The organism is Frankia sp. BMG5.23 (assembly GCF_000685765.2).
GTDB lineage: Bacteria > Actinomycetota > Actinomycetes > Frankiales > Frankiaceae > Frankia > Frankia casuarinae.
On record NZ_JDWE01000002.1, the window covers coordinates 120,501 to 136,414 of the forward strand.

Annotated in this window: 9 protein-coding genes; 6 read left to right on the forward strand and 3 right to left on the reverse strand. The window is 72.8% G+C overall.

All coding sequences use genetic code 11. The features are described from left to right. Positions 1–55: 55 nt before the first annotated feature. From BMG523DRAFT_RS01610 to BMG523DRAFT_RS01625, 4 genes are all read left to right on the forward strand, one after another. Positions 56–2,038: a methylmalonyl-CoA mutase subunit beta gene (locus tag BMG523DRAFT_RS01610; RefSeq protein ID WP_011437391.1), complete on the forward strand. Its 1,983-nt coding sequence runs from the start codon at positions 56–58 to the stop codon at positions 2,036–2,038. Continuing rightward, entirely contained in the window at positions 2,038–4,302 is a 2,265-nt protein-coding gene (gene scpA / locus BMG523DRAFT_RS01615; RefSeq protein WP_043590175.1) for a methylmalonyl-CoA mutase, read from the forward strand. Before BMG523DRAFT_RS01610 ends, scpA begins: the two co-directional genes overlap by 1 nt. A 39-nt stretch (positions 4,303–4,341) precedes the next feature. Continuing rightward, positions 4,342–5,424, forward strand: a complete 1,083-nt coding sequence (gene meaB, locus BMG523DRAFT_RS01620; RefSeq protein WP_049761101.1) for a methylmalonyl Co-A mutase-associated GTPase MeaB — start codon at positions 4,342–4,344, stop codon at positions 5,422–5,424. Between the two features lie 292 nt (positions 5,425–5,716). Next, on the forward strand, positions 5,717–8,461 hold the full coding sequence (locus BMG523DRAFT_RS01625) for an Hsp70 family protein (RefSeq protein ID WP_043590209.1): 2,745 nt from the start codon (positions 5,717–5,719) through the stop codon (positions 8,459–8,461). A 191-nt stretch (positions 8,462–8,652) separates the two neighbouring features. Here the strand turns inward: BMG523DRAFT_RS01625 and BMG523DRAFT_RS01630 are convergent, their stop codons facing one another. Beyond that, on the reverse strand, positions 8,653–11,187 hold the full coding sequence (locus BMG523DRAFT_RS01630) for a WD40 repeat domain-containing serine/threonine protein kinase (RefSeq protein ID WP_043590177.1): 2,535 nt from the start codon (positions 11,185–11,187) through the stop codon (positions 8,653–8,655). Positions 11,188–11,368: 181 nt separating this feature from the next. Between BMG523DRAFT_RS01630 and BMG523DRAFT_RS01635 the strand changes: the two genes are divergently transcribed. Next, complete coding sequence (locus BMG523DRAFT_RS01635) at positions 11,369–12,187, forward strand: class I SAM-dependent methyltransferase (protein ID WP_023840798.1); 819 nt, start codon at positions 11,369–11,371, stop codon at positions 12,185–12,187. Between the two features lie 106 nt (positions 12,188–12,293). Here the strand turns inward: BMG523DRAFT_RS01635 and BMG523DRAFT_RS01640 are convergent, their stop codons facing one another. Next, positions 12,294–13,361 carry a hemolysin family protein gene (locus BMG523DRAFT_RS01640; RefSeq protein WP_011437385.1) on the reverse strand — a complete coding sequence of 356 codons (1,068 nt, stop codon included), beginning with the start codon at positions 13,359–13,361 and terminating at the stop codon, positions 12,294–12,296. Then, the gene (locus BMG523DRAFT_RS01645; RefSeq protein ID WP_043590179.1) at positions 13,358–14,860 is read right to left on the reverse strand and encodes a hemolysin family protein; all 1,503 of its coding nucleotides are present in this window, start codon (positions 14,858–14,860) and stop codon (positions 13,358–13,360) included. Before BMG523DRAFT_RS01645 ends, BMG523DRAFT_RS01640 begins: the two co-directional genes overlap by 4 nt. Before the next feature lie 476 nt (positions 14,861–15,336). Between BMG523DRAFT_RS01645 and BMG523DRAFT_RS01650 the strand changes: the two genes are divergently transcribed. After that, the gene (locus BMG523DRAFT_RS01650) at positions 15,337–15,894 is read left to right on the forward strand and encodes a DUF4232 domain-containing protein (protein WP_011437383.1); all 558 of its coding nucleotides are present in this window, start codon (positions 15,337–15,339) and stop codon (positions 15,892–15,894) included. The last annotated feature ends 20 nt before the right edge of the window (positions 15,895–15,914 follow it).

Consider the following 15,914-nt stretch of genomic DNA (forward strand, 5'->3'; position numbering starts at 1 on the left):
GTGACGGGAAGTACATTCCAGGCCGCCTGGGTCCCCCGGGCCTACGATCCGGAACATGAGCGTTCCATCGGCCGGGTTGTCGCTGGCCGCAGACTTTCCGGAGGCGACGCGCGCCGATTGGCAGACGCTCGTCCTGCAGGTGCTGCGCAAGTCCGGCGTGGCGACCGAGGCGACTACTCCCGGCGAGGTCGAGGAGCTGTTGGCCACGCGGACCTACGACGGTCTGCGGATCCGTCCGCTCTACACCGCCGAGAACACCCCCGCCGGCGGGGTGGGCCTGCCGGGGTTCGCCCCGTTCGTGCGGGGTGGGCGGGCGCAGGGCGCGGGCACCGGCGGGTGGGATGTCCGCGCGCTGCATGACAACCCCGATGCCACGCTCGCCGCCGAAGCGGTCCTCGCCGATCTGGAGAACGGCGCCACCTCGCTCTGGCTGCGGCTGGGGCCCGCCGGTCTGCCGATCGGCGGGCTCGGCGCGGTGCTGCGCGAGGTCTACCTCGACCTCGCGCCGATCGTGCTGGACGCGGGGGAGCTCACCGCCGCGGCCGCCGAGGAGTTCTTCGGCCTCGTCGCCGCCCGCGGCCTGCCCGGTTCGCAGCTCACGGGCAGCCTCGGCGCCGACCCGATCGGTCTGGCCGCGCGGACCGGCCTGCCGGCCGGCGGCCCGGTGGGCCTCGCCGAGGCGGTGTCGCTCGCCGGCCGGTGCGTGCGGGAGTTCCCCGGGATCCGCGCCCTCGTCGTCGACGCCCAGCCGTACCACCGCGCGGGTGGCAGTGACGCCGAGGAGCTTGGGGCGTCACTGGCCACCGGCGTCACCTACCTGCGGGAGCTCACCGAGGCCGGCCTGAGCCTTGCCGAGGCGCTCGCCCAGATCGAGTTTCGCTACGCGGTCACCGCCGATCAGTTCTCCTCGATCGCGAAGCTGCGGGCCGCCCGCCGGATGTGGTCACGGGTCGCCGAGATGTGCGGCGCTGAGCCGGCCGACCGGGCCCAGCGTCAGCACGCGGTCACCTCGGCGGCGATGATGACCCGCCGGGATCCCTGGGTGAACATGCTGCGCACGACGCTGGCCTGCTTCGGCGCCGGTGTCGGCGGCGCCGACGCGGTCACTGTCCTGCCGTTCGACACGCGCCTCGGCCGGTCCGACGACTTCTCCCGCCGGATCGCCCGCAACACCCAGGCCCTCCTGCAGGAGGAGTCGAGCCTGATCCGGGTGACCGACCCGGCCGGTGGCTCCTGGTACGTCGAGTCGCTCACCGCCGGGCTCGCCGAGGCGGCCTGGGCCTGGTTCACCGAGATCGAGCGGGCCGGCGGGATCGTCGCCGGCCTGCGGTCCGGGCTCGTCGCCGAGCGGATCGCGGCCACCTGGGCGACGCGCTCCGACGCGATCGCCCACCGGCGGGACCCGATCACCGGGGTGAGCGAGTTCCCGAACCTGGGCGAGAAGCTCCCCGAGCGGCCCGCCGTGCCCGCCGCGAGCCCCGTGCCCGCCGCGAGCCCCGTGCCCGCCGCGAGCCCCGTGCCCGCCGCGAGCCCCGCCGGCGCCGGCGGGGAGGCCGCCACGGCGGTGGGCGCCGGGCTGCCGGAGGTCACCTACGACCTCACCTTCGAGGAGCTGCGCGCCCGTTCCGACGCGCACTTGGCGGCGACGGGCGGCCGGCCTGTGGTCTTCCTGGCCACCCTGGGCAGCGCGGCGGCCTCGACCGCGCGCGCCACCTTCGCCGCCAACCTGTTCCAGGCGGGCGGGTTCGAGACTCCGACGTCCGGCCCGGGCACGGACCCGGCGTCGATCGCGGCGGCGTTCAGCGCCTCCGGGGCCACCGTGGCCTGTCTGTGCTCGGCCGACAAGGTATACGCCGAGCACGCCGGGCCGGTCGCCGAGGCGCTGCGGGCCGCCGGGGCGAGCCGGGTGTGGCTCGCGGGCCAGGCCGGTGCGCGCGCGCGGACCGACGCCGCCGCGGGCATCGGCGGGTACGTGTTCACTGGATGCGACGCCGTCGCCGTGCTGCGGGCGGCGCTCGCCGAGGTTGGGGTGGCCTGATGTCCACGGACAGCTCGCAACGTGCCACGATGATCCCGGACTTCTCCGCGGTGGAGCTGGGCACCACGCCGGCCGGGGCGGACACGGCGGAGGGTGAGTGGCGGGCCGCCCTGGAGGCGGCGACCGGCAAGGACGCCGACGCGCTGACCTGGGATACCCCCGAGGGCATCGCGGTGAAGCCGCTCTACACCGCCGCCGACACCGCGGGCCTGGACTTCCTGGGCACCTACCCGGGGATCGCGCCCTTCCTGCGCGGCCCATACCCGGCGATGTACGTCACCCAGCCGTGGACCATCCGCCAGTACGCCGGGTTCTCCACCGCCGCCGCGTCGAACGCCTTCTACCGGCGCAACCTCGCCGCCGGGCAGAAGGGCCTGTCGGTCGCCTTCGACCTGCCGACCCACCGCGGCTACGACAGCGACCACCCACGGGTCACCGGCGACGTCGGCATGGCCGGCGTCGCCATCGACTCCATCCTCGACATGCGCCAGCTGTTCGACGGTATCCCGCTGGACAAGATGAGCGTGTCGATGACCATGAACGGCGCCGTGCTGCCGGTGCTGGCGCTCTACATCGTCGCGGCCGAGGAGCAGGGGGTGGCCCCGGGGCAGCTCGCCGGGACCATCCAGAACGACATCCTCAAGGAGTTCATGGTCCGCAACNCCTACATCTNCCCGCCGCAGCCGTCGATGCAGATCATCTCGGACATCTTCTCCTTCACCTCGCGGCGGATGCCGCGGTTCAACTCGATCTCGATCTCCGGCTACCACATGCAGGAGGCCGGGGCGACGGCCGATCTGGAGCTCGCCTACACCCTGGCCGACGGGGTCGAGTACATCCGGGCAGGGCTGGGCGCGGGGCTGGACATCGATGCGTTCGCACCAAGGCTGTCGTTCTTCTGGGCGATCGGCATGAACTTCTTCATGGAGGTCGCCAAGCTGCGCGCGGCCCGGCTGCTGTGGTCGCGGCTGGTCAACCAGTTCACCCCGAAGAGCGCCAAGTCGCTGTCGCTGCGGACCCACTCGCAGACCTCGGGTTGGTCGCTGACCGCCCAGGACGTGTTCAACAACGTGGTGCGCACCTGCGTGGAGGCGATGGCCGCCACCCAGGGGCACACCCAGTCGCTGCACACCAACGCCCTCGACGAGGCGCTGGCCCTGCCGACGGACTTCTCGGCCCGTATTGCCCGCAACACCCAGCTGCTGCTGCAGCAGGAGTCCGGCACCACCCGGGTGATCGACCCGTGGGGCGGCAGCTACTACGTCGAGCGGCTCACCCACGACCTGGCCCGCCGGGCCTGGGAGCACATCGACGAGGTCGAGGCCTCGGGCGGCATGGCGCAGGCCATCGACGCTGGGATCCCGAAGATGCGTATCGAGGAGGCCGCCGCCCGCACCCAGGCCCGCATCGACTCCGGCCGCCAGCCGCTGATCGGAGTGAACAAGTACCGCGTCGACGCGGACGAGGGCATCGAGGTGCTCAAGGTCGACAACTCGGCGGTGCGCGCCGAGCAGATCGAGAAGCTGCGCCGGCTGCGCGCCGACCGTGACCCGGCCGCGGTGGAGGCGGCGCTGCACGCCCTGACCGCGGCGGCCGACGCGGCCCGCGACGGGCGCCGCGGCCCCGGGCTGGAGCAGAACCTGCTGACGCTCGCCGTCGACGCGGCCCGGGCTCAGGCGACGGTCGGGGAGATCTCCGACGCGCTGGAGAAGGTCTACGGGCGTCACGCGGGCCAGATCCGTACCATTTCCGGGGTGTACCGGGACGAGGCGGGACCCGCCGGTAACATCGTCGCCGCCCGCGAGGCCGCCGCCGCCTTCGAACGCGCCGAGGGTCGCCGGCCCCGGATCCTGGTCGCGAAGATGGGCCAGGACGGTCACGACCGCGGCCAGAAGGTGATCGCCACCGCGTTCGCCGACCTCGGCTTCGACGTGGACGTCGGCCCGCTGTTCCAGACCCCGGCCGAGGTCGCCCGCCAGGCCGTCGAGGCGGACGTCCAGATCATCGGCGTCAACTCGCTGGCCGCCGGCCACCTCACCCTGGTGCCCGCGCTGCGCGAGGAGCTCGCCGCGCTCGATCGGCCCGACATCCTCATCGTGGTCGGCGGGGTCATCCCTCCCGGCGACTTCGACGAGCTGCGGGCCGCCGGCGCCGCCGCGATCTTCCCGCCCGGCACGGTCATCGCCGACGCCGCGCTGGACCTGCTCGCGACCCTGTCGGCCCAGCTCGGTCACCCCGCTCACCCCGCTCACCCCGCGGCCTGACCCGCCCCGAGTGACGGCAGATCCGGCATGGTATCCGGCATGGTGACCCGACGACCGATCGATCCGGGTGAGTACGCCGACGGGGTGCTGGCCTCGTCGCGGACCTGGATCGCGCGGGCCATCACCCTCGTCGAGTCCACCAGGCCCGACCACCAGGAGCTCGCGCAGCAGCTGCTGGTGACGTTGCTGCCGCACGCGGGCAAGGCCCGTCGGATCGGCATCACCGGGGTGCCCGGGGTGGGCAAGTCGACGTTCATCGACGCGCTGGGCACCATGCTCACCGGGAAGGGAAACCAGGTGGCGGTGCTCGCCGTCGACCCCTCCTCGACGCGTACCGGCGGCAGCATCCTGGGGGACAAGACCCGGATGGCGGCGCTGTCCACCGATCCGGCGGCGTTCATCCGGCCCTCGCCCACCGCGGGGACGCTCGGTGGCGTCGCCAAGGCGACCCGCGAGGCGATGGTCGTCATGGAGGCGGCGGGCTACGACGTTGTCCTGGTCGAGACGGTCGGCGTCGGCCAGTCGGAGACGACCGTCGCCGACATGGTCGACACCTTCCTGTTCCTGACCCTGGCCCGCACGGGGGATCAGCTCCAGGGCATCAAGAAGGGGGTGCTGGAGCTCGCCGACGTCATCGCGGTGAACAAGGCCGACGGGCCGCACGAGCTCGACGCCCGCCGTGCCGCCCGGGAACTCGCCGGCGCGCTGCGGCTGCTGCAGGGCCCCGCCGGTCTCCGGGACTGGAACACCCCGGTGCTGACGTGCAGCGCGGTGGAGCGGACGGGGCTGGACACTGTCTGGGCGCAGATCGTCAAGCATCAGGACACCCTCGACGCCTCCGGCGAACTCGCCGCCCGCCGCCGCCGCCAGCAGGTCGACTGGATGTGGGCGATGGTCCACGATCGGCTGCTCGCGGGCCTGCGGGCCGATCCGGGGGTCCGCGAGATCACTCCGGACCTTGAACGGCGGGTCCGCGACGGCACCCTCCCCCCGAGCCTGGCCGCCGACGCCATCCTCGCCGCGCATGATGGCCTGGCCGCCCACGAGGGCCGGGCCGCGGCACCCTCCGACGCCGCGGAAAGCCGCGACGGAAAGCCACGACGGAAAAGTGTGGAGGGTTAGGAACGGCCCACGGCCGCTGGACTGTGCCTAACCCTCCACAGTTCCGCCCACGGCAGGCCGGTCGGGCCGGGGCTCGGCACCATTCGGCACCGTCCGGCACCATTCGGCAACTCAGGGACCTGCTCACCGGCTCAACGGGAGCCGGAAATATTTTGTCCGCTCCCGGACACAAATATTGCCTGGTCAAACGTCTACGATGATCGTGGTAACGGGAGTGGAAGGATCTCCGGCGGCCGAGCGGAGTACCGTGGCTCCGGTCGCCGTGATGATCGCGTGGGTTTCGGGAGACGCGGTGAGCTATCAGCTGGGTATCGACCTCGGGTCCGCGAACACGATCGTCGGGGTGGCGGACGGAGGCTGGCCCCGCGTGCTCGAGCTGAGCGGTCAGCGTCGCCTGCCGTCGGTGATCTACGCCGCCCCGGCCGGTGGCCTGCAGTTCGCGCGCTCGGCGGACCGCCGGTCGCTGGTCGACCCCGAGCGTGCCGCAACCGACCTCCTGCGCCCACTCGGGGACAGCGGTCCCGTTCTGCTCGGGGGTGCCGCCTACAGCCGGGAGGGGCTGATTGCCCGGTTGGTGTCCTACCTCGTCACGGCCGCCACCGAGCAGCTCGGGTCGGAACCGGACCAGGTCGTCGTGACGTTCCCGACGTTCTGGTCGGCGGCCCGGCGCGAGGTGTTCGCGGACGCCGTGAGCCAGCTCTCCGATGTCACGGTGCCCGTCGCGGCGTTCCCGGCCGCCGACGCGATCGGAACCCTGCTGTCTCACGGCTCCTCGACCCAGACCGTCGAGTTGGTCGGATGGTACGACTTCGGCGCCGGCTTCCTCGACACGGGGATCCTGTCCTTCTCGCCGTTCGGGTTCCAGCTGCTCGGCTTGGCCGCGGGTCTGCGCCACGGCGCCGGCCTCGAGCTCGACGAGCTCCTGGTCGACCGGGTGCTGACCGGCGCGGGTGTCGAGCGTGCGGCGCTCGACCGTTCCGACCCGATGATCCGGACCGCGCTCGGCAGGCTGCGGCGGGAATGCGCGCAGGCGAAGGAGATCCTTTCCGGTGAGGACGAGGTTGACGTTCCGGTCTCCCTTCCCGGAGCCGATACCTTCGTCACGCTGAGCCGGGCGGAGCTGGAGACCCTCATCGGCCCGATTGTCGATGACACAATCATGACCTTTCGCCGGGCGCTCCGCTCGGTGCCGGTGACCTCCGCCGAGCTGTCCCGGATCCTGTTGTCCGGCGGGATCTCCCACCTTCCGCTGGTGGCCCGCCGGCTGCGGGAGACCTTCAGCGGGATCGGCCGGATCGACCACGGTTCGGACGCGGATGTGGCGATGGGCGCGGCACTGCTCGCCGCCGACCTCGCTGACCGGTTCGGCGCCGTCGGCGCCGGGAGTGCACCGGGTGTTCCGGGTGTTCCGGGTGTTCCGGGTGTTCCGGGTGCGCCCGCGGCCTTTGGAGCCGTCGGGGCGGTGACCGCCGGCGGTTTCGGCGCGTCGGGCGAGGTCGGTGACGCCCAGGAACCCTCTGCTCAGGAACCCTCCGACGTCACCGCGGTGATCCGGCCGCCGGACGCCGCGGACCTGGTCTCGCGGCCGCCCTTCCTGTCCGGGCCGAGGGGGCTGTCCGGGCCGAGGGGGTTCGCGGGCGCGGCGGGTCCGGCCGGGATCCGAGGCGTGCCGGAGGCGGACGGCGTGACGGCCGCGGCGACGGTGCTCAGCGGCCCGGACGGCTCCGCGCCGCACGGCTTGGGCGCCGGGGACGACACGATGATCTCCTCGGGTGGCGCGGCGGATTCCCCGCCGCCGGGGATCGTCGTCGGCGGGCCGGGCCCGTCCGACACGTCCGGTCACCGGATCCCACCCGGCCTCATGACGGTGGGCGCCGATCGGGACCACGTTCTGCTCGGGCCGCCGGGGAAGCTCGACCTGCCCTCGGACTTCTCGACGGGCGGTGTGGGCGGCCCGCACGGTGCCTCCGCCGGGGACGGCCGGGGAATCTTCGGCTCCCGGCGGGCCGCGGTCGTCGCCGCCATTGTCGTGGTCCTCTTCCTGGCTCTCGGGACGACCTTCGCCGTGGTGCTGACCGGCCGTGACTCCGGGGCGGGCTCCGGGGCGGATGCGGTGGCCGCCCCGGCGGTCACCGCGTCGCCGGCCCCATCCGCCACCGGCCCGACCGGGCCACCCGCCTCCGCCGCGAACCTCGTCCGGGTGGCGGGATCCTCGGAGGTCGCCCCGATTACCGAGACCGCCTATAACGAATTTCGTCAGGTCCAGCGCAACGTCACCGTCAGCATCGAGTCCACGACGACCGAGGACGGTTTCGCCGCGCTGTGCAGCGGCAAGGCCGACATCGCCGACGCCTCGTTCGAACTCAATCCCGGGTTCATCAAGAACCCCGACTGCGAGAAGAAGGTCGTCGGGTTCGAGGTGGCGCACCACACCCTGCCGATCGTGGTCAACCCGCGGAACACCTGGCTGCACTGTCTGACCCTGCAGCAGGTCAAGCAGGTGTGGGGGGCCGGTTCCGCCGTCACCCGGTGGAGCCAGATCGACCCGTCGTTCCCGGACGAGCCGATCACGTTTGTCGGGCCGCCGCGCGGCTCCGTGCAGGCGCAGGTGTTCAACGCCACGATCAGTGACGCCAGTGACCGGTCCCGCGACTACCGGCAGACCGATCTCAGCGGGGTCGCCAACGACGTGGCCGCCGACCGCTCGGCCATCGGCTACCTCGACTTCCCCACCTACGAGACCTTCGGCACCAAGCTGCGCGGCGTCGAAATCAACAATGGTGACGGGTGCGTCGCGCCGAACGCCGTGTCGGTCGGTACCGGCCTCTACCTGCCGCTGTGCAAGCCGCTGTTCGTCTACGCCCGCACGGACGCCCTGCGCCGGCCAGCGACCGCCGCCTTCCTGCGCTACTACCTGGCGAACGGCCGGAAGATCGCCTTCGACGCGCACTACGTCCCCCGCAACGACGACACGGTCGGGGAGAACGTCGCCAAGCTCGCGAGCCTGACGGCCGGCGTGGGACCCGTACCGGCCTAGCCGCCCCCCGCCCCCGACCGCCCCCGCGTGCGGGGGCGGTCACCGGCGAGCGGCCGCGGGTGAGGACCGGGCGTGCGGGTGAGCTCGGCTGTCGGCGTCGCCGGGCCCCGGGGCGTGACGTGCCGGACGGCGCCGGGGAGCGGTCCGCACCGGAGCGGGAGAACGGGCCTTAACCGGACCGGGGAGCGGTCCTAACCGGAGCAGGAGTCGGTGTAGGGGAGGCGGGGAACGAGCCGGCTCCATTCGGCCGGGCTCAGGGCCGCGCCCGGCTTGGCGCAGGCCAGCCGGCGCAGCCTGGCCGGGTCGAGCGTCCCGAGGAGGACCGACCCCTTGTCGGTGGTCAGCGCGACGGTCTCGGTGCCGGTCCCGGCCACCGCCCGGGCGGGTGCGTCCAGGACGCCCAGGGGGGTCATCGGGGGTGTGGGGGCGGAGAGGTCCCAGTAGGCGACCGCGCCACCGCCGTCCGCGCTCACCAGATGATCGTCGGTGGTGAAGGCGACGGCGGCGACGGGGGCGGTGTGGCCGGACAGCCGGCGCAGGACCCGCGGATGGTCGGGATCGCCGACGTCGGAGACCTGCAGGATCCGGTCGTCGCCGCCGGTGGCCAGCCGCCGTCCGTCCGGACTGAACGCGACGGTGTTCACCGCACCGGTGTGGCCGGGCACCGAGGCCGTCTGGACGGGCCTGCGGGGGTCGCGGACGTTCCACAGTTGCACGGGGCCGCCGGCGCCGGCGATGGCGAGGACGGCGCCGTCCGGCCGCAGTGCCACATCCGTCACCGGCCCGGCGCGGCCGATCAGCAACTGGATCGAGACGGGCCGCGCCGGGTCGGCGACGTCCCACAGCCCCACCGACCAGTCCTCGCCGGCGGTGACGAGCAGATGCGCGCTGCTCGACAACGCGAGCCGATGGACCGGCGTGGCCTGGGGGTCGAGCGTGCTGAGCGGCCGGGGGCGCGCCGGATCGGCGATGTCCCAGAGCCGGCCGGCGTCGGTCTCCCCACCCGTCGCGAGTCGGGTGCCCGAGCGGTCGAACACGACGCCGTGCGCATGGTCGTTCGCGGAGCCCCCGGTGGTGGCGGTGGGCCGGCCGGCAGCGTCGACCTTCCAGAGGTGGAGGCTGCCGGTGTCGTCGGTGCCGGCGAGGGTCGTGCCGTCCGGGCTGAGCGCGATGTCGGAGAAGGCCGCGGGGCCGGCGGGGATCCGCGCGGCGGTGGACTGGGCGAAGGACGCGAGGACGGCCGCGCGCGCGGCCTCCGTCGGGGCGATCCGGTAGGCCGCGAGGCTCAGCCGGCCGGCCAGGTCCGGTTGCCGGGCCCGCTGGGCCGCCGCGTCCGCGGCCAGGCGCGACGAGATGGACGCGCGGTCGGCCGCCGACACCGGCGACGGGCCACCGCCGCGCGGCACGATGATCAGCACCGTTGCGGCGGTGATCGCGATGGCGAGTCCGGCGACGAGCAGTGCCGTCCGAGACCACCGCAGCCTGGATGGGGCCGGTGGTGATGGGGCCGGTGGTGATGGGCTGGGTGCCGGCGGGTGTGGGGTTCCTGCTGGATGCGGGGGTACCGACCCGGGCTGTCCACGCGGCGGGGAGGTCCGGGCCGGTATCGGCGGCGGGGTCCGGGCTGGGATCGGCGGCGGCGAGGCGACAGGCGGCGGGGACAGCTGGGTGACGGGCATGTCCGCCACGTTCGCGGCGGTACCGCCGGTGCTGCCGGTGCTGCCGGTGCTGCCCGTGCCGCGGGGCGGCGGCTCCGACCTGGGCACCGACCCCGCGGCGCCTGACGGCCTGCGCCGAGCCCAGCGGCGGGCACGTCCGGTGGGCCCGGCGCCGGGCGGTCCGGACGGTATGGAGCCGGGCTCCAGGCGCGCGGGGAGGGTACCCCCGCCGATCAGCGCCGTCCGCAGCTCCTCCGCGCTCGGCCGGGCCGCCGGGTCCTTCGCCATCGCGATCTCGACGAGGTTGCGCAACTCGCCGCCAACTCCGTCGAGCCGCGGCGGCTCGTTGACGATGCGGTAGAGAATGGCGTCGATGCGACCGGTGCCGAACGGCGCGTGCCCGGTGGCGGCGAAGATTATGACGGCGCCCCAGGCGAAGATGTCGACCGCCGAGGTGATCGGTGCGTCGAGGATCTGCTCCGGGGACATGTAACCGGGCGTACCGATGGCGTGCCGGACGTTGTGGCTCAGGTCGGTGTCCGCGTTGAACTCGCGGGCCAGGCCGAAGTCGATCACCTTGGGGCCGACCGGGGACAGCAGGACGTTGCCGGGGGTGAGGTCGCGGTGCACGATCCCGGCCGCGTGGATGGCGCTCAGGGCGGTCGTCACGCTGACCGCGAGCTGTTCGAGATCGGCGGGCCGCAGCGGCCCCCGTACGGAGACGCGCCTCGACAGCGTCGGACCCTCGACGAACTCGGTCACGAGATAGGGCTGGGGCCCGTACGGATCAGCGTCCAGCACGGCGGCCGTGGTGAACCGGCGGACCCGACGAGCACTCTCGGCCTCGCGGGCAAACCGGGCGCGGAATTCGGGCCGTTGCGCGAGCTCCGGCCTGATCATCTTGATCGCGACGGCGCTTCCGTCGGGTGCCCGGCCGAGGAAGACGGTGCCCATGCCGCCCTGCCCGAGCCGGCCGATCACCTGGTAGACCCCGAGCCGCCGCGGATCGGTCAGCTGAAGCGGGCGCACGGCGTCGCCGGGCAGCGGAGGTGGTGTCGTCCCCGTCACCGTGCCCCGCTCCCAAGGTGCGCCGAGACCGGCGACCCTCTCAGATATGGCGGATGCCTGGACGGGTGCGGGTGCACAGGCCGAGTATCGCAGTAAGGGATGGAAGATCGCAGTATGGACAGAACCAGTATGGATGGAACATAGCGCAATACCGGCAAAGATGCATGATCTGGGAGGTCCTGTGCTCCGCCGTGCGGCGAAGTTCGACGTGACACTGACCCCGACCTCGCGCTCCCTGCTCGCCCCGGTCTCCGAGGAGCCACGGCGGTTGCTGCTCGACCGGGCCCTTGACGAGTTCGTCGCCGATCTCAGCGCGCTGGATGAGACGGCCGGCACGATGGTGGCCGGGGCGCCTCGTCCGACGATCGACACAGCCATCGACGCGGCGGTCCCCGCGGTGGTCGACGGCACGCTGCTCGTCTCCGGCCAGGAGGTGATGCAGACCTGGGAGGCGCCGTTGATGCGGGCGCTGGCCGCCGAGGTGACCCGGCCGGGCGGTACCGTCCTCGAGGTCGGGTTCGGCCTGGGCCTGTCCGCCGGGTTCGTCCAGGAGATCGGTCCGGCCCGGCACACGATCATCGAGGCGAACCCGGCCACGGTGCGCGTCGCCGAGCAGTGGGCCCGCCCCGCGGGGCGCCGCGGGGTGGAGATCGTCACCGGGCGTTGGCAGGAGACCATGCCCGGCCTCGGCCGGTTCGACGGCATCCTCTTTGACACCTACCCCCTTGACGAGACCGAGGTCGACGAGTACTTCGTGCGCAGTTCCACCTTCGCCGAGCACTTCTTCGCGCACGCCGCCGACCACCTGGCCGACGGCGGTTCGTTCACCTACTACTCGAACGAGATCGACTCGGTGTCCCGGCGGCATCAGCGGGCCCTGCTCCGCTACTTCCGCACCTTCAGCGTGCGCGTCGTTGACGGCCTGCAGCCGCCGGCGGACTGCAGCTACTGGTGGGCGCCGTCGATGGCGGTCATCGTCGCCCGGGACCCCCGCCGCTGATCCCCACCTTGCCTATCCAGAGGGATAAATCAGGCACAAAAGCCTCTGGATAGGCCTGGATAGGCAAGGTAGCCGGGGAGATACGGGAGATACGGGACCGGACGGTTCAGGCGGGCTGGTGGGTGGGGACCACGGCCGTGCGAACGGCGTCGTCGCGGATCTCCCCGACCAGCTCCTCCAGGATGTCCTCCAGCGCGACGAGCCCGAGGACCGTACCGTCGGCGTCGGTGACCCTGGCCAGATGCGCGCCGGAGTGCTGCATTGTCGCCAGTGCCGTCCGCAGGTTGTCGTCGGCGCCGACCCGGGCCAGCGGCCGGATCCACTTGGCCGCGACCGAGCTGGACCGCCGCTCCGGCCGGGTCTCCAGCACGTCCTTGAGGTGCAGGTAGCCGATCAGCCCGCCCTCGGGGTCCCGCACCGGGAAGCGGGTGAATCCGGTGCGCGCGGCGAGCTGTTCGACCTGCCGGGGAGTGACCGCCGGGGACACGGTGACCAGCCCGTCCGGCGGGAGCAGGACGGCACGCGCGGTGCGTTCCTCGAACGACAGCGCCCCGGTCAGCAGGTCGTGCTCGTCCTCGGCGAGCAGACCCTCCCGATGCGACTCCTCGATGAGTCCGGCGACCTCGTCGCGGGTGAAGACGCTCGCGATCTCGTCCTTCGGTTCGACACCGACGAGCCGCAACGACACGGCCGCGATCGTGTTGAGCAGCGCGATGACCGGCTTGCCGCCTCGGACGACTCCGACCAGGAGCGGGGCGAGCAGCAGGACCGCACGCTCCGGCATCGCCAGCGCGATGTTCTTCGGGACCATCTCGCCGACGACCACGTGCAGGAAGGTCACCAGGCCCAGCGCGATGGCGAAGGCCACCGGGTGCAGCAGGGCGGAGGGCATCCCGGCCGCCTCGAACGGCCCGCGGAGCAGATGCGCGACCGCCGGTTCCCCGAGAGCGCCGAGGCCCAGGGTGCAGACGGTGACGCCAAGCTGCGCCCCGGCGAGCATCAACGAGACGTTCTCCATCGCCCCAAGGGTGATCTTTGCCAGTCGTGAGCCCGCCTCGGCCATCGGCTCCAAGTTCGACCGCCGGGCCGAGATCAGCGCGAACTCGGCCCCGACGAACAGCGCGTTCAGCGCCAGCAGGACGACGGTGGCGACGATCGCCAGCAGGTCGGTCATCCCCACCCCGCCCTTCCGGCCGAGGCGGTCTCGGCCTCCTCGGCCCCCTCGGCCCCCTCGGCGGCCGGGTCTGCCGGGTCTGCCGGGTCTGCCGGGTCTGCCGGGTCTGCCGGGTCTGCGGGGTCTGCCGGGTCTGCGCCGGGGCGGCGATCCGCGGGGTCCGCGACCGGTGGATCCGCATCCGTCTCCGGCGTGGCGTCCGTCGGTGCGATCGGGCCCAGACGGATCCGGTCGACCCGCCGGCCGTCCATCCGCTCGACGGTGTACCGCACGCCCTCCACGGCCGCCGTGTCGCCCGCCCGGGGGATGCGTCCCAGCGCCCGGGCCATCAGACCGCCCAGGGTCTGGTAGGTGTCGTCCGCGGGGATGTCGATCCCCGTGACGTTGCGGGCCTCCTCCGGGCGCAGCAGGCCGGAGAGCAGCCAGCTGCCGTCCCGCCGGCGCAGGGCGCGCGGGCTGACCCGGTCGTGTTCGTCGACGACGTCGCCGACGATCTCCTCGATGAGGTCCTCGGCGGTGACCAGCCCGTCGGTGCCGCCGAACTCGTCAACCACGATCGCTATCTGCATGCCGCCGGCACGCAGTGTCTCCAGCAGGGGGTCGAGCAGGATCGTCGAGGGCACGGTCACCGGCGGGACCATCACGTCGCGTACCGGGGTATGGTCCCGGGCGTCTTCGGGGACGGCGACCGCGTTCTTCACGTGGATGAGGCCCACGACGTCGTCGCTGTCCGTGCCGAGTACCGGGAAGCGGGAGTGCCCGGTGCGCCGGGTGAGGGTGATGACCTCGCTGACCGGTTCGTCGGCGTGGATGGTGCGCATGCGCATCCGGGGTGTCATGACGTCCTCGGCGGTCCGGTCACCGAACAGCAGGGAGCGCTGCACCAGCGTCGCCGTCTCGTGGGAGAGGGTGCCGTGCTCGGCGGACCGCCCGACGAGGGAGAACAGCTCCTGAGCCGAACGGGCCGAGGCCAGCTCCTCGCGTGGCGAGATGCCGAGGCGGTGCAGCACCGCGTTCGCCGTGATGTTCAGCGAGCGGATCAGCAGGCCGGTGGCCTTCGTGAAGGCACGCTGGGGAGCCTGCACCGCCAACGCGGTGCCGAGGGGATGGGCGATCGCCAGGTTCTTCGGGAGCAGCTCGCCGTACACCATCGTCAGGCCCGTCGCGAGGACCAGAGCGATCGCCACCGACGCCGCCCGGGCGAGCCCGTCCGAGGCGCCGAGCGAGGTGATCGGCCCCTCGAGCAGCCGTGCGATGGCGGGCTCCGCCAGAAAACCGATCATCAGGTTGGTGACGGTGATCCCGAGCTGGGCGCCGGACAGCTGGGTGGACAGACCGCGCAGCGCGGTGAGCACCCCGCGGGCGCCCCGATCACCGCGTTCGGCGGCCCGCTCCACCGAGGGCCGGTCCACCGTGACGAAAGCGAACTCGGCCGCGACGAAAACGCCGCAGGCGGCCACGAGCACCAGGCTGAGTACCAACAGAAGCGCCTCGATCATCGGTCGACCCCCGCGGGCGCTTCTTCGCGCGTGGGTCGGCCGGAACTACATCCGGCGTCTTCGGAGACTTTCATGATCCCTTCCGGTCGGTGCGGGACGACCCGGCCCGCGGGCCTACCCCGTCACGCGGCAACAACGCGCTTCATAGCCCGTCCGTTTCACGATGACCTCTGGTTGGCGCACGGTCCAGACCCCGAGTGGGCCTCGGTAGAAGATCACTGTGTGGGCCGGCCGGCCAGCCAGTCAGCCAGTCCGGTGCCGTGGCCCGGCAGGCCCGGTACTGGAGAAAGGTCGATCGGCGGGCGTGGGCCGGACGCGATGGTGAGGAACCGGACGCGCCGATGAGAACAAGAGCGCTGGAGCCCGGTATGACGGATCTCCGACGGTGTCACGGAGGGTAGCAGTGGGAAGGGAGTAGGTGACATCACCGGGTGGCTTGCCGGCAAGCCGGCTCGCCGCGCGACGAGGAGGTCGTCATGCACAGGTCTCGTGGGAGGGCTCTTCCGGCGGTACTCGCCCTGGCCGCGACGTCGATCTTCGTCGCCGGATGCGGCGCGGGCCCGGGCGGCGGGGGTACCGCCACCGCGGTGGCGGCTCCGGCGACGTCCGTGGCGGCCCGGTGCCGGACCGCTCAACTCGCTCTGAGCAGCGTCGACCGCCAGGGAACCGCGGGCAGCGACTACGAACGGCTGGTCCTGACCAACATCGGTCACAGCCCCTGCGTGGTACGCGGATTCCCCGGCGTGTCGTTCGTGGACGCGGCCGGCCGGCAGGTGGGCGCGGCGGCGGAGCACACGGGGCCGGCGGGTGCGCCGGTGCGGCTCGTGCCCGGGGGTGCCGCGACGGCGGTCCTGCGCATCCTGCATCTCGGCGTGGCGGAAAGCTGCACGCCTCCCTCGGGGACCGCGCCGGTCGCCGCGCTGCGCGTGTACCCGCCGGGGAACACCGAGGCGCTGCGGCTGAGCGGCCCGGACACGCAGGCATGCCGGGATCCCGCCGTGCGGCAGCTCACCGTGGCCGCGTTCACGGCGTGAGGGCCGGCTCCCACGGTGCA